The sequence below is a fragment of the Actinomadura sp. 6N118 genome (assembly GCF_044326415.1).
GTDB lineage: Bacteria > Actinomycetota > Actinomycetes > Streptosporangiales > Streptosporangiaceae > Spirillospora.
This window is the reverse complement of sequence record NZ_JBIRAZ010000034.1, coordinates 1-13687: the sequence shown is the minus strand read 5'-3', so window position 1 is coordinate 13687 and position 13687 is coordinate 1. Positions and strand designations below refer to the sequence as shown.

At 68.9% G+C, this 13687-nt stretch carries 14 protein-coding genes; 9 read left to right on the top strand and 5 right to left on the bottom strand.

The window, feature by feature from the left end; translation table 11 throughout:
* Positions 1-25: 25 nt before the first annotated feature.
* Complete coding sequence (locus ACH34W_RS50070; protein ID WP_395968352.1) at positions 26-1300, top strand: hypothetical protein; 1275 nt, start codon at positions 26-28, stop codon at positions 1298-1300.
* On the opposite strand, the gene ACH34W_RS50065 is transcribed toward ACH34W_RS50070, so the two are convergent.
* The gene (locus ACH34W_RS50065) at positions 1290-1718 is read right to left on the bottom strand and encodes a MarR family winged helix-turn-helix transcriptional regulator (protein WP_395968351.1); all 429 of its coding nucleotides are present in this window, start codon (positions 1716-1718) and stop codon (positions 1290-1292) included. The genes ACH34W_RS50070 and ACH34W_RS50065 overlap by 11 nt on opposite strands.
* Positions 1719-1934: 216 nt before the next feature.
* On the opposite strand from ACH34W_RS50065, the gene ACH34W_RS50060 reads away from it, so the two are divergent.
* The 3 genes from ACH34W_RS50060 (at position 1935) to ACH34W_RS50050 (ending at position 4416) form a co-directional block, all read left to right on the top strand.
* Positions 1935-3143, top strand: a complete 1209-nt coding sequence (locus tag ACH34W_RS50060; protein WP_395968350.1) for an MFS transporter — start codon at positions 1935-1937, stop codon at positions 3141-3143.
* A 157-nt stretch (positions 3144-3300) separates the two neighbouring features.
* On the top strand, positions 3301-3873 hold the full coding sequence (locus ACH34W_RS50055) for a hypothetical protein (protein ID WP_395968349.1): 573 nt from the start codon (positions 3301-3303) through the stop codon (positions 3871-3873).
* A gap of 15 nt (positions 3874-3888) precedes the next feature.
* On the top strand, positions 3889-4416 hold the full coding sequence (locus tag ACH34W_RS50050; protein ID WP_395968348.1) for a hypothetical protein: 528 nt from the start codon (positions 3889-3891) through the stop codon (positions 4414-4416).
* Here the strand turns inward: ACH34W_RS50050 and ACH34W_RS50045 are convergent.
* Together ACH34W_RS50045 and ACH34W_RS50040 are read right to left on the bottom strand one after the other, a co-directional pair.
* On the bottom strand, positions 4373-5296 hold the full coding sequence (locus ACH34W_RS50045) for a MauE/DoxX family redox-associated membrane protein (RefSeq protein WP_395968347.1): 924 nt from the start codon (positions 5294-5296) through the stop codon (positions 4373-4375). The two genes, ACH34W_RS50050 and ACH34W_RS50045, sit on opposite strands and share 44 nt — an antisense overlap.
* Positions 5293-7227, bottom strand: a complete 1935-nt coding sequence (locus ACH34W_RS50040) for an ABC transporter ATP-binding protein (protein WP_395968346.1) — start codon at positions 7225-7227, stop codon at positions 5293-5295. The genes ACH34W_RS50045 and ACH34W_RS50040 overlap by 4 nt, the downstream gene beginning before the upstream one ends.
* Positions 7228-7491: 264 nt before the next feature.
* Here ACH34W_RS50040 and ACH34W_RS50035 point away from each other — a divergent pair, with 264 nt between their 5' ends.
* Both ACH34W_RS50035 and lanL read left to right on the top strand, forming a co-directional pair.
* A complete protein-coding gene (locus ACH34W_RS50035; RefSeq protein ID WP_395968345.1) occupies positions 7492-7662 on the top strand; it encodes a hypothetical protein in 171 nt (56 codons plus the stop codon).
* A gap of 151 nt (positions 7663-7813) precedes the next feature.
* The gene (gene lanL, locus ACH34W_RS50030) at positions 7814-10447 is read left to right on the top strand and encodes a class IV lanthionine synthetase LanL (RefSeq protein ID WP_395968344.1); all 2634 of its coding nucleotides are present in this window, start codon (positions 7814-7816) and stop codon (positions 10445-10447) included.
* Here lanL and ACH34W_RS50025 read toward each other — a convergent pair.
* Both ACH34W_RS50025 and ACH34W_RS50020 read right to left on the bottom strand, forming a co-directional pair.
* Complete coding sequence (locus ACH34W_RS50025; RefSeq protein WP_395968343.1) at positions 10426-10629, bottom strand: WYL domain-containing protein; 204 nt, start codon at positions 10627-10629, stop codon at positions 10426-10428. The two genes, lanL and ACH34W_RS50025, sit on opposite strands and share 22 nt — an antisense overlap.
* Entirely contained in the window at positions 10626-10841 is a 216-nt protein-coding gene (locus ACH34W_RS50020) for a hypothetical protein (RefSeq protein WP_395968342.1), read from the bottom strand. Before ACH34W_RS50020 ends, ACH34W_RS50025 begins: the two co-directional genes overlap by 4 nt.
* Here ACH34W_RS50020 and ACH34W_RS50015 point away from each other — a divergent pair.
* From ACH34W_RS50015 to ACH34W_RS50005, 3 genes are read left to right on the top strand one after another with little or no spacing between them, the layout of a single operon-like run.
* Positions 10813-11571 carry an epoxide hydrolase family protein gene (locus ACH34W_RS50015; RefSeq protein ID WP_395968341.1) on the top strand — a complete coding sequence of 253 codons (759 nt, stop codon included), beginning with the start codon at positions 10813-10815 and terminating at the stop codon, positions 11569-11571. The two genes, ACH34W_RS50020 and ACH34W_RS50015, sit on opposite strands and share 29 nt — an antisense overlap.
* 9 nt (positions 11572-11580) lie before the next feature.
* Positions 11581-12012, top strand: a complete 432-nt coding sequence (locus ACH34W_RS50010; RefSeq protein WP_395968340.1) for a hypothetical protein — start codon at positions 11581-11583, stop codon at positions 12010-12012.
* Positions 12013-12687, top strand: coding sequence for a hypothetical protein (locus ACH34W_RS50005; protein WP_395968339.1), 675 nt, complete (start codon positions 12013-12015; stop codon positions 12685-12687).
* The last annotated feature ends 1000 nt before the right edge of the window (positions 12688-13687 follow it).

The window sequence follows — 13687 nt, the reverse complement described above, 5'->3', positions numbered from 1 at the left end:
CGCGCGGAACCGCGATGTTGTCCAGGTGGCGGGTACTGCGAAGACCACGGTCTGTGTGGCGGCGGGGGCGGCGGTCCTGGCCTGGGGAGTCGCGTGGGTCTACATGGACGACGGCATTGGCTTGCCGGACGGCACCGCGCGGAAGGCCGCTCCACTGTCCAGCCTCGAGGGCGGAAGACGGCAGGCCGGTTCGGTCGCGCAGCGACAGGAAATTCTCATCGGCGACGGCTCCACCGCGTACACCGGTCCGCAGCCGGGTCTGACGCAGCCGCGGAGGCTCGCGCCGGGTGAACGCCCGCCGCAGTTCGTCGTCTTCTCCTGGGACGGCGCGGGTGAGGACGACAATCGCCTGTTCTCCCGCTTCCGGCGGATCGGGCATGAGCTCGGCGCCACCCAGACGTTCTTTCTCAGCGGCATCTACCTCCTGCCGGAGTCCGAACGAATGCGTTACCGGCCGCCCGGCAGGCCCCGCGGTGCGTCGGACATCGGCTACCTCGGCAGCGAGAGCATCCGGCGAACGCTCACCCAGGTACGGCAGGCCTGGGTCGAGGGCAACGAGATCGCCACGCATTTCAACGGGCACTTCTGTGGCCCCACGGGCGTCGCGTCATGGTCACCGGCGCAGTGGCGGGCGGAGACCGCGCAGGCCAAGTGGTTCGTGAAGCACTGGCGGACCACCACCGGCTGGACGACGACTCCGCCGCTGCCGTTCGACTACGACAAGGAACTGGTCGGTGGCCGCGCGCCGTGCCTGGAGGGGCGGCACAACCTCGTCAAGGCGGGCCGGTCGATGGGCTTCCGGTACGACTCCAGCGGCAACGGCGAGCAAGTTTGGCCGCGCAAGACGTTCGGGCTCTGGGATCTTCCACTGCAGCGGATCCCGATGCCGGGGAGGAGCTTCGAGGTCCTGTCGATGGACTACAACTTCCTGGCCAACCAGTCGAAGAAATACAACGGCTCTCCGGCTCGCCGGCCGCTCTGGAAAAACCAGATGCGCGCTGGGCTGATGCGTGGCTTCACCCGCGCCTACTCCGGCAACCGCGCCCCGATGGTCATCGGCAACCACTTCGAGCGCTGGAACGGCGGCATCTACATGGACGTCATCGAGGAAGTGATGCGGGATGTATGCCAGAAGGAAGAGGTGCGATGCGTCTCGTTCCGGCAGCTCGTGGACTGGCTGGACGTGCAGGACCCGCAGGTGCTGCACGCGTTCAGGAAGCTGGGCGTCGGTCAGTCGCCGCCGCACGGCTGGGGAGTCGCACCGGCGGAGTTCGTGAAGAAGCCGGGCGTCAGACCTTGATACTCAGGGACTCCAGGGCGTGCACCAGCGGCGTCAGTTCCGGCAGGTCGGCCGCCTCGCTGAGGGCCGCGTCCAGCGCCGCGTTGTGCGTGGGGGCCGCCTCGTCGTGCAGCTTCCGGCCGGACTCGGTGGCCTGGGCGTAGATGCCGCGCCGGTCTTCCGCCGAGAGGACGCGGGCGATGAGACCGCGTTCCTCCAGGCGGGTCACGAGCCGGGTCGTGGCGCTCTGGCTGAGCACGAGCATGCTGGCGAGCTGCTGCATGCGCGTGTGCGGGCCGTCCGGGCCGGTCAGGTGATGGAGGGCGCAGAACTCGTTGACGCTCAGGCCGTGCTTGGCCTGGAGCGCCTTCTCGATCTGGGTTTCGATGCGGTTCTGAAGGGCGGCGAGCGTGCGCCAGCCCTGAGCCCGAGCCTCCACTGCAGTGTCTACTGCCGCACTGTCCACTGCTGCACTGTTCACTACTGCATCGTCCACTGCATCAGGCGGTGACATGGCTCACGCTCCCCTCGGTTGCCAAGGTAGTTGCACAGTCATATAGTCAGCGTGTGCAAGTAGATGGCGTGTGCAACTAATGCATGCGCTGATTACCTTTTCGCGCTGACCACTTTACCCCAGCCATTCCCAGGAGACCCCATGCCCCTCGCCCTGCTGGCGTTGGCGCTCGGCGCCTTCGGCATCGGCACCACCGAGTTCATCATCGCGGGACTGCTGCCCGAGCTCGCGGCCGACTTCGACACCTCGATCCCGACCGCCGGCCTGCTCGTCTCCGGCTATGCCTTCGGCGTGGTCGTGGGCGCGCCGGTGATGACCGCGCTCGGCGCCAGGTCGCCGCGGAAGAGGATGTTGCTCGGGTTGATGGGCCTCTTCGTCGCCGCGCACCTGCTGTCCGCGCTGGCGCCCTCGTACGGCGCGCTCATGGTGGGCCGGCTTGTGGCCTCGTTCGCCCACGGCGCGTACATCGGCATCGGCGCGGTCGTGGCCGCCGAACTGGTGCGCCCGGAGAAGCGGGCCAGCGCCATCGCCCTGATGTTCACCGGGCTCAGCCTCGCGAACGTGGTGGGCGTCCCGTTCGGCACGTTCATCGGGCAGAACCTCGGCTGGCGCTCCGCCTTCTGGGCCGTCGCCGGGATCGGCGTGGTCGCCTTCGCGGGGATCGCGCTGCTCGTGCCGCGCGGCCCGCGTCCGCAGGCCCGTGTGCGCCGCGAGCTGAAGGCGTTCCGCAGCGGGCAGCTGTGGCTGGTGCTGGCGATGACCGCACTCGGCTGGGCGCCGTTCCTGGCCGTCGTCACGTACGTCGCGCCGCTGCTGACCGACGTCACCGGCTTCTCCAAGGGCGCGGTGCCCGCCGTGATCACACTGCTCGGCCTCGGCATGCTCGTGGGCGGCCCGATCGGCGGCCGGTTCGCCGACCGCGCCCTGATGCCGAGCGTCTACGTCCTGCTCGGAGCGTTGATCGGCCTGTCCACGCTGCTGCTGGTAACCGCGCACAACAGGATCGCCGCGGCCGTCACCCTCACCCTCTTCGGCGTGGTGGCCTCGGCCATGATCCCGCCGCTGCAGACCCGGGTGCTGGACAAGGCGGTCGGCGCGGAGGCGATGGGCTCGGCGGCCAACGTCGCGGCGTTCAACCTCGGGAACGCCGTCGGCCCGTTCCTGGCCGGTCTCGCCATCGACGCCGGGCTCGGACTCACCTCGCCGCTCTGGGTGGGGGCCCTGATCGGCGCGGCCGGCCTCGGCGTCGCCCTGATCTCCGGCGCCGTCGACCGTACGCCGGGCTCCGCGCGGACGACAGCGCCAGACCCCCACGAAAACCGCTATGAGCTGGGACGTCAGGTTTCGTAGCCGCAAGGCTTTGTAGCCTCACGCGTTCATAGCCCGTTCCACCGCTTTCCTGTCGCGATCTGGCGTAAGACGGCCAACTCCTCGGGAACTCGGGCTCTTTCTGATCACGCCTCGATAGGGTGCGTGGTCGGACAGATCGCATCCAAAGGGGGCGCACGTGAGCGAAGACCTCGACCAGGTGTACGGCCAGCTGGTGAAACGAAGCTGGCAGCGGTTCGACGAGCAGCGGATGGCGCGGGAGGTGGACGACCTTCTCGTCGGCGCCGTGGTGACCGCGATGGTGGCCGAGGGCAACGTGCTCATCGACCTCAACTCCGACGGCAACCACCACCACCTGCGGTTTGAGCACCCGCCGACCAAGAGCCGCGTGCTCTTCCGGCTGACCCATCTCACCGGCGACGTGCTGGCGGCCAAGACCGTCGGCCACTACGCCTCGGTGCAGATGGGCTACGGCGAGCAGGTCCAGGACGCGCGCACGGTCTGGCAGGCGCTCAAGTCCGAGATCAAGAGCGGTTTCCTGGACGTCGGCGAGCCCGGCGTGATGACGGTGGACGCCGACCTGACCACGAGCTACGTCTACGTGCAGGTCGAGCTGCTGCTGGACCTGGCGCCCTATTTCGCGGACCAGTACACGATCAAGTACCCGGTGCTCCAGCAACATCTGGCGGCGGTCCGGCAGGCACTGGCCAAGTACCTGCGCGGTCGCATCACCACCACCGTCTCCTCCTAGGCTCTGGAGTCCTCGATGTTGCAGCTCATCTCCAAGTTCAAGAACAACGCCGAAGCCCGGGAGAGCAAGGACGAGGTCCTCATGGGCGAGATGGTGTTCACCATGGCCTACCAGGGGTGCCCCACCATCGGGTTCCGCGCCGGGACCGACCTCCAGTACGTGAGGTTCAAGCCCGTCCAGGACCGGGTGCTGCACAGCCTCACGATCGTCCTCGACCGCAAGACCGGTGACAGCGCGCTCCAGCAGGCCGTGATCGGAAGCAAGGCGACCCTCACGTTCGTCGCCGAGGTCAAGAACTACGTCGCCGACCCCGACGACCTGGTGCACATGTTCCAGACGGACATGGCGAACCTCTTCCGCAGCCCCTGGATGGGCGACATCAAGCTGGACCACCAGCTCAACTCGGTGACCGCCACCAAGAAGCAGATCATCGACATCGACAAGTACACGGGCGCGAACGCGGAGAGCCGCGAGCTCCTCAAGCAGCTCCTGGTCGGGACTATGCAGGAGCTCCGGGGGAAACTCGTCCCCTATAAGAAGTGACGCGGCTGAGGAGCGTGTCGAGGCGCTGCGGGGTGTCGGTGCCGCCCGCCGCCAGCACCGTGCCCTCCGCGTCGGTGATGACCGCGAACGGCGGCCACGCGATGTCGTTGGCCTCGTAGACGTCCGGGTCGATCACCAGGGGAAGGTCCGCGACGCCGTGGGCGGCCAGATGCTCGCGCACTGGCCGTTCCTCGGCGGCGCTGACCATGACGACGCGCGCCTTCGCCCTGGCGGCGGCGAACGCGCGCAGCATGGCCGTGCAGGTGCCGCAGCTCGGCGAGATCAGCGCGTACAACGTGGGCCTGGTGTCACCGGTGAGGGGCGCCGGAGTGGTGGCGACCCTGAACCGCGCGCCAGGCCGGAGCCCGGCAGGCGGCGGGGATTCCGGCGGAACGGGACGGCGGCGAAAGCGGGAGATCGCCACAAGCAGGCAGAGGTAGAGCCCTGACAGGCCGAGATGGGTGACCGAGAACCCGGCGGGCGGGACGGCCACGGTCATCACGGCGAGGAGCAGCAGCAGGCCCGCCCGGGCCACGGTGCGTCGGCTCACCGGATTCGAGCGCTTGGCCGAGCCGAAGCAACCGCAGTCGACCCGCAGATCGCGCCGGAGCACCGAGACCATCGCGACCAGGAACGCGGCGAAGAGAGCCGCCGCCAGAGTTGCCCCCCAACGCCGGGTACCAGGCGGGATGAGAAGAACGGCGGCGGTCGCCTCAGCGGCCAGGACGGCGATGGCTGCGGGCGTGGCGAGGCGGCCGGGCAGGATGCGGTAGCCGTCGACGATGGCGGCGAACCCACGTACGTTCCGCGCCTTGCCGGCCATGGCCACCAGCAGGACGCCGATCAGCGCGGGATAGGCCGCCGCGGCGACTACGGTCACAAGGCCTCCTGCGGGATGTTCTGGTGGGCCGGGTCATCGTAAGCCGGGTTTTGGTATGCCTGGTCTTGGTAAGCAGATGCCTGGAGCTCGTAGAGGTCGGCGTACAGGCCGCCGTCCTTCAGCAGCTCTGCGTGGGTGCCGTGCTCGGCGACGCGGCCGTGGTCGAGGACGTAGATCCGGTCCGCGAACCGCACGCTGGCCAGCCGGTGCGTGATGAGTATGACTGTACGGCCGTCGGCGTGCCGCCGGATCCGCTCGAACAGCGCATGCTCGGCGCGCGCGTCCAGCGCCGAGGTCGGCTCGTCGAAGATGACCAGCGTGGCGTCGCGGTAGAAGCCACGGGCGGCGGCGATGCGCTGCCACTGCCCGCCGGACAGGTCGTGACCACCCCGGAACCGGCGGTCGAGCAGCGCCTCGTACCCCTGGTCGAGTTCGCTGATCACCCGGTCGGCGCCTGCCGCCGCAGCCGCGTGCGCGAGCCGCTCCTCGTCGAGCGGCCGGCCCATGACGATGTTCTCCCGCACGGTGAGCGGCCAGCGCGTGTGATCCTGGGCGATCACGGAGATCCGCTGGCGCAGCGCGTCGCCGTCGATCGCGGCGAGGTCGGTGTCGTCCCAGCGGATCGCGCCGGAATCGGGGTGGTAGAGCCCGCCGAGCAGCTTGGCCAGCGTCGTCTTGCCCGAGCCGTTCTCGCCGACGAGCGCGACGACCTCGCCTCGTTCGACGGTGGCACTCACCTCAGACAGGGCGGGCCGGTCCGCGCCCGGGTAGGTGAACGAGACGCGGTCGGCGGTCAGCTGTTGGAAGCCCTCGGGGGGCGCGGCGGCGGTCTCCGGGGACGGGATCCGCGCGGCCGCGAGGTCACAGAAATTCAGAAAGTCGCCGAAATAGAGGCCCGACTCGTACAGGCGGTTCATGTTCTGGATCATCGTGGTGAGCGACGACTGGCCGGTCCTGATCGCCAGCACGGCGGCGCCCGCCACGGCCAGCGGGATGACGTCGCCGGCGAGCAGTCCGCCGAGCGCGCAGTAGACGGCGACCGTGGCGACGCCGGTCAGCAGGTCGCCGGCGGCCTCCGCACCGGCCTGCCGCCGGGCGACGTCGAGCTGCACCTCCTGCTCGAGCTCGGCGACCCGGTCGTACTCGCCGAGCAGGAAACCGCGCAGGGTGAACGCGCGGACCTCGGCGGCGGGCTGCCGCTCGGCCATCAGATCCGACAACATGAACTTGCGCCTGCGGGCCGCCGATAGCCGGTAGAACGCCTGGTAGCGCAGCCGTGCCGTGCGCACCGCCGCCCAGCCCGCCGGTATGGCGGTGACCAGCAACAACGGCATCAGCAGCGGATGCAGGAGGCCGAGCGCGATGGCGGGGGCCGCCACACCGACCGCGCCGGTGAGCACACTGATCGTGGTCTCCACGACGGTCGCGGTGTCGGGCACGCCGTTGTCGCGGGCCCGCCGCATGCCGTTGTGGAAGTCGTGGTCGTCGAACGCCGTCAGCTCCACCTGCGTGGTGAGCTCGAACAACCGCCTCTCGACGTGCCGTTCGACCTGCGGCTTGAGCCGCGCCTGGGCCCAGCGCGCGGCGGCCAGCAGGATGCCGCGCAACGCGGCGGCCGCCATGACCACGACCAGGCCCGGCACCGCGTCGCGCACCCGGTCGGGCGTCGGCCCGGCGGCGAACAGCGAGGCGAGCACGTCCGACGTCGCGAGCAGCCCGAACGCGGTGAAGAACCCGGCCAGCAGGTTGCCGCCCAGCGCGATCGCGGTGTCACGCCGATTCGCCCGCCAGGCCAGCCTGATCGCCGCCACCACCAGCGCGGGAAGCCGCCGGACCATCGTGCCCAGTCCGGTCGTGAGCAATTCTTCGTCGTGGGTTTCCCAATAGCTGATTTCGAGTCCGGACCGGTCCACCGAAGAGCCCAGAATCATCCGGCCAAATGTAGATCAACTTCGCTGGCGTGTAAACGCCTGAGCCCGGATTTCCAGGGCGTCCTGACGGTATCTGACAGGTGACGAACCGGTGTCTGGACAGGGCGGTCATCGTCTGCTCATAATGCGTCCGTTTGATCATCTACGGTGATCGTCGAGCGCGGCACCGGCGGTGGTCGAACGCGGGAACAGCGCTTACAAGGCGCGCTCCCCGGCTCAGATCCCCAAGCGGCCGCCGGAACGGCGGCCAAGGAAGGAGCCCCCATGTCCGCTCTGGCCCTCGAGCCCAGGGATGCCGGTGTCCTCGACCACGAGGACCTCGACGTCGATTTCGAGATGGAGCTGATGGAGCTGCTCCACGGCCCTCAGGCCTGCGTGAACACCTGCAAGCGCACGGTGTGCTCGGTCTTCCCATGTTGCCCCTCCATCGTCTGATCCGGCGATGACGCACGCTTCGGCCTAGCTCCCGGTAATGGCTTGGCCGTGCTGAAGCATGCGTCGGGAAAGGCCATCGGCATGCCCCGATGGCCTTTCCTCGCCATTCGCGGCGCCGGTACCCGCGTTCACCGTGATCGAGGGAAACACATTGGATACATCTGTCCTTGACCTGCTCGCCCGAATAGCCGACAAGAACGGTAGGGAAATAGAGTCGGACGACACGTGGATCGGTGTTCACGACCCGTCCTTCGAGCTTCCCCTTCAGGGCTGGAAACTGCACGTCTCCGCACGTCCCGGCACCCTGCGGGACACCCTCGAACGGGCACTTCCCGTGCTGCTCGCCGCACCCTGTGACTTCAAGGTGGCCCGATCCGCCGAGATGCTCCGGGACCTCAACTCCGGCGACCTCGATGCGGGCGCGGTCGGCAAGGCCATCACCGTGTATCCACCCCAGGAGTCGGTCACCGAACTCGGTCACGCCCTCGCCGCCGCACTCACCGGCCTGGCCGCGCCGCGCATCGTCAGCGACCGGCGCGTCCGTCCCGACGCCCCGGTCTATTACCGCTACGGGCCGTTCGCCCCGCAGTACAAGGTGGATGACAACGGCGACTTCGAGCTGGTCATCGTCGGCCCTGACGGCGAACGCCTCCCGGGCGCAGCCGGGAACGAGTACAGCTGCCCGCCCTGGACCACCGACCCGTTCCGACCCGACCCGCCGAGAACGGAATCGCCCACGCCGAGCAGCACGCCAGGCGCCACGTCGGGCGCGACTTCGGGCGGCGCGCCAGGAGGCGAGTCGGCGGCGACGGGCCGGGTGCGGCTGATCGGCGGGCGTTACCGAGTGACGACGGGAGTCATGCGGGGGCCGCGCGGGAACGTCTACCGGGCCGCCGCGCCGGACGGGCGCCCGGTCGTGGTCAAGGAGGCCCGGGCGTATGTGGGGGAGGGGCCTGACGGCACCGACCTGCGGATGTATCTGCGCAACGAACTGCGGATCCTCAAGGCGCTGGCCGGAGTGGCAGGTGTGCCGCAGGCGATCGACCACTTCCGGCATGGCGAGGACGAGTTCCTGGTCATGACCGATGCGGGCACCACCGACCTCAACCGTTATGTGGGCGAGCACGGCACGTTCTCGCAGGCGTCCGGTACTCCGCCGCACCGCGATCTGGGTGTCCTGGCGTCCCGGCTGCTGACGGTGCTGGACGAAGTGCACGCGCGGGGCGTGGTCGTCCGGGACCTGTCGCCCAAGAACATCATCTTCGACGAGGGCGGGCGCGGCACGCTGATCGACTTCGGCACCAGCCGCTTTGAGGGGCTCCAGCTCTACGGGTGGAGCCGTGGCTACTCCGTTCCGGACCAGCGCACGGATCGTCCCTCGACGCCTGCCGACGACCACTTCTCGTTGGGTGCGACCCTCTTCTTCGCGGTCACCGGCATGAATCCGGTCATCATCGATCCCGATCCGGAGCGCGGCGTCGAGCGGACCTTGCAGTGCCTGGACCGGAGGTTCCCCGGCGTCGAGACCGGCACGATCGGGCTGCTGCCGCGCCTGCTGAGCCTGGATCCGGGTGAACGCACGCGGGCCGCCGCCGAGATCCGCGCCGGTCACCACGTTTTGCAGGTCCGATCCGAGCCGATGACACCGATGCTGAGGCCGACTTCGCCGAAACTGACCGGTGCCCTGCTGGCGTCCGTCCTCGACCACACCACCCGCGAGTGCATTCTTTTCGCCGAAAAGATGATGGACACTCCGGCCGAACGCAGGTCAAGCCCGCCCGTTACCAACGTCTACGCAGGCACGGCAGGCGTAGGGATGGAGCTGCTCCAGCACGCGGAAGGCGCGGCGATCGGCGCCGACCTGGCCCGCTGGACGAAGGAGAACATACCGTCCGCCAACCTGCCACCGGCTCTCTACTTCGGCCGTACCGGCACCGCGATCTTCCTTGCCGCGAGTCAGGTGGCCGCTGCGGCGCCAGTCCGGCTGACCGGGAACGAACGCGCCGATCAGGCGCACGGGCTCGCGGGCATCGGCACCGGGCACCTGATCCTCGCGTCCCAGACCCCCGACGACCCCGCCCACCTGGACATGGCCGCCACATGCGCCCGGCGACTGATCGCCGGAGACGTGGCCGAGCCAGACGAGTCCGTGGCGATCGAGCAACCCGGGTCCGGCGTCGCCGTGGACACCGCGTTCGCCCATGGTGCGGCTGGCGTCGCCGACTTCCTGCTCGCCTACTACGAGGCGACAGGGGACGCGGCTGCCGGAGCGGCGGCCGAGGAACGCTTCGCCGCGCTGGCAAAGGCGGCCGGCTCACTGATCGATGACCTGGGCGGGACGGAGGCCCGTCCGATGGGCGCGTCCTGGTGCCAGGGCATGTCGGGGATCGTCAGCGCTCTACTCCACGCTGCCCGTGCGTACGACGACGAGACGTACCTGTCACTCGCTGAACGCGGCGCCCGCGCGTGCCTGACAGTCGCACCCAGAGCGTGGGTGACCTCGCAGTGTTGCGGACTGGCAGGGATGGGTGAAGCGCTCATCGACACCGCCATGACCACGGGCGACGACTCGTTCTGGCGAGGCGCGGAGGAGATCGCCGAGCTGATGCTCGTCCGCAGCGGGGGACCGTCCGGGCAGCCGATCTTCCCTGGCAACGACCTCGACACCCAGGGCTTCACCTGGGCGACGGGCACCGCCGGGGTCCTCTCGTTCCTGCGCCGGCTCGACCGCCGCATCGGCCCCCGTCTGTTCACCGTCGCGCCTCAGGGCGTGCAGCGCGCGTAACGTCCGGCCAGCTCTCGCAACCGTCGCACTAGCTCGGGCGGCTCGGTGACCTCGAAGTCGGCGCCGAGCCTGCCCAGCTGGAGCGCCAGCGCCTCCGGGTCGTCCGAGCCGACGTGCACGAGACAGGTGTGCTCGTCCAACGGCTCCACAACGACGGCCGGTGGCAGCCGTTCGGCGATCACTCGGCGGGCGCGTGCACCTTGGCCTGCGCACGGAACTCCCACGTCGCCGTCGCCAACCCCGACGAGACGAAGGCCGCCACGTCACCCTCCGGCGGCTCGCGCGCGGTCCCGGCGCTGAGCCAGTACCTGCCCGCGGCTCCGGGCGTCGCGTTCACGGGATAGCCGAGCGCGCGCAGCCGTTCGATGTCATTGTGGAACGAGTCTTTCCGCATTGCTGCCTACTGTCGCGGACATGAGCGAAACACCCAGATCCGCCCGTTCCGCATCGAGATCCCGCAAGCCGACCTCGACGACCTCCGTGACCGCCTCACACGCACCCGCTGGCCCGCGGTGGCGCCCGGCGCTGGCTGGTTCCGGGGTGTGCCGCTCGCCTACCTGAAGGAGCTCGCCGACTACTGGACCCATGGGTTCGACTGGCGGGCGCAGGAGGCGAGGCTGAACGAGATCCCGCAGTACGTCACCACGATCGGCGACAAGGACATCCACTTCGTCCACGTCCGCTCGCCGGAGCCCGGCGCGCTGCCGATGATCCTCACCCACGGATGGCCGAGCTCCCCGATTGAGTTCCGCGACGTGATCGGGCCGCTCACCGACCCCAAAGCGCACGGCGGCGACTCCGCCGACGCGTTCCATGTCGTGATCCCGTCCCTGCCGGGCTACGGCTTCTCCAACACTGGACAGCAGGAGGGCTGGGGCAACATCTTCCACGTCGCCCAGACCTGGGCCGAGCTCATGAAACGACTCGGATACGAGCGCTACGCCGTCCAGGGCACCGATGTCGGCGCCGGCGTCGCGGGCCTGCTGGGCATGGTGGCCGCCGATCGGGTGGCAGGCGTGTACTTGACCGGCCTGGGCGCGGGCGCCCCGTTCGGGCCCCCAATAGAGCTGGACGACCTGAATGAGGCCGACCGAGCCCGCGCTGAGCGCTTCAACCTGCTCTAGGCCGAAGGAGTGGGCTACTTCCACCTGCAGTCGACGCGGCCCCAGACCCTCGCGTACTCGCTGAACGACTCTCCCGCCGGGCAACTCGCCTGGATCGTCGAGAAGTTCCACGACTGGACGGACCAACCCGTCGATCGGGACCACCTCCTGACCAGCATCAGCGTCACCTGGTTCACCGGTACCGGCGCCACCTCGGCCCATGCCACCTACGACGGCATCAAGGCCTGGCGCCAGATGCTCGCCGCAGACACCGCCCAGTCCCACACCGGCCCGCCGACCGGCGTCGGGGTGTTCGCCGCCGACACCACCATCCGCGCGCTCATGGACCCCGTCGAGGAGATGCACTGGTCCAACTTCGACCGGGGTGGTCACTTCCCAGCCATGGAAACCCCCGATCTCCTCACCGCCGACCTGCGCGCCTTCTTCCGTCCCCTCCGCTGAATGTCCCCCTCACGGGGGAACGAGCCGACCCGCGCGAGTGATCACCTCACCGCGCGGGTCGACGACCGTGGTGGCATGATCAAAACGCTTGCCGCCCGGCCCCGTTCCGCGTGGTCCGCCGCACACGTCCGCGCGGACGGGGTGCCCGACTGGGCTTGGACCGCCGCGCTGGCCATCCCGCTCACCGTCCTCCCGTCCAGCATCTGGCGGATCGCGATCGGTACCTTCCACCTGCCGATCAGCGAGGGCGACCAGGGCGACGGCGACCTCCCGTCATGGCTGCCTGGCGAGCTGTACGTGGTGCTGCTCTCGCTCTTCTCCGAGCTCGTGGCGTTCACCGCGGTCGGGCTGGTCGCCACATGGGGCGAAGTGTTCCCGCGCTGGCTCCCAGGACTGCGCGGCCGGCGCGTGCCACCGCTCGCCGCAGTGATCCCCGCCGCTCTTGGCGCTACCTTCCTCACGCTCATATGGACATGGGCCACGATCACCATCCCCTTCGGCATCGACATCCGCGGCAAGTCGATCGAGGGAGAGAACCCCCTGAGCCTCGACACACCCGGAGGCGTCATCGCCGCCATCGCGTACGCGCCACTGCTCCTGTGGGGTCCCCTGCTCGCAGCCATCACCATCGCCTACCACCGCCGCCGCCGCACGCACCCGTCGCCGACTGCGTAACCGATCTCCAGCCCACGCAGGCGCTCTGCGCTGCGGCGGTGGAGTGCCGCATGTGCGTGCCGCTTCGCCTTCGCGCGTCACTTCCCTCGTCTGTGGCGTCCAGCGCGTCTCCACCTGTGGGATGGCGACAACCCGTTCGACGAGACTCTTGATCCCGTCCGGGCAGAGAAAGGGCGGGCCCTGGTTGGGTGCGGATCTGGGCTGATGATGGTTCGACCGGTGGCGGTTCTGACGAATGACTGCGTTGGCAAGGTTGGTCTGCGGCGGTGATGGAGGTGCGGGGGGTTGCTGCCGCAGGTTTGTTGCAGCGTCTGCCTACGATCGCCCAGGGTGGCCGGGGTTGGAGCGGGGCTGGGGGCGATCGGCCCGCGGCGCTTCCGGTGCTCACTCGCTGGCGCTCGCTCCGCGCCGGGTCACCACGGCTCGGGTGCTGCCTGGCTGAGATAAGTGCTCTGGATCGGTCGCCGGTGCGGAATGGTGCGAATGCTCCTGCCGGTGATGGGTGCCGGGTCACGTTGGTCAAGGCGGCGGATCAGGTGGTGTTGTGATTTAGGTGGGCGCCCGGCTGAGGCAGTTTGCTCTCTTTCTTAGAACTTGGCAGCGACAAGGGAGTCAGCTGATCTCCGTTCGATGGTAACGGCGTCTGCGTGATAGGCCCGCGCATTGCGAAACCTCAACACAAACCTGGAAATACGCGACCGCAGCCAACGTGGCATTGAGAGTATGTGTGGGTGGCTCCCGCTCCGGGGTCTGACCCTCAACGTGGCTGACCTTGGGTCTTGTTGCTGATCTGTCGGCCCCGGGGTGGGGGTCACTTGGTGCGTTCACCGCGGAGGCGGGGTGACCTCATGGGAGCCTGACCTCACCAGGGTGCCATCAATGTCTTGTCCGTCGCCTGGCCGGTGAGTGCCGTCCCGAGCCGGTCAAGCAGACAGGACGACGATGACATCTATTACATCGCATGGTGATGGCGCAGGTGAGATCACTGGAGGTGTGGATA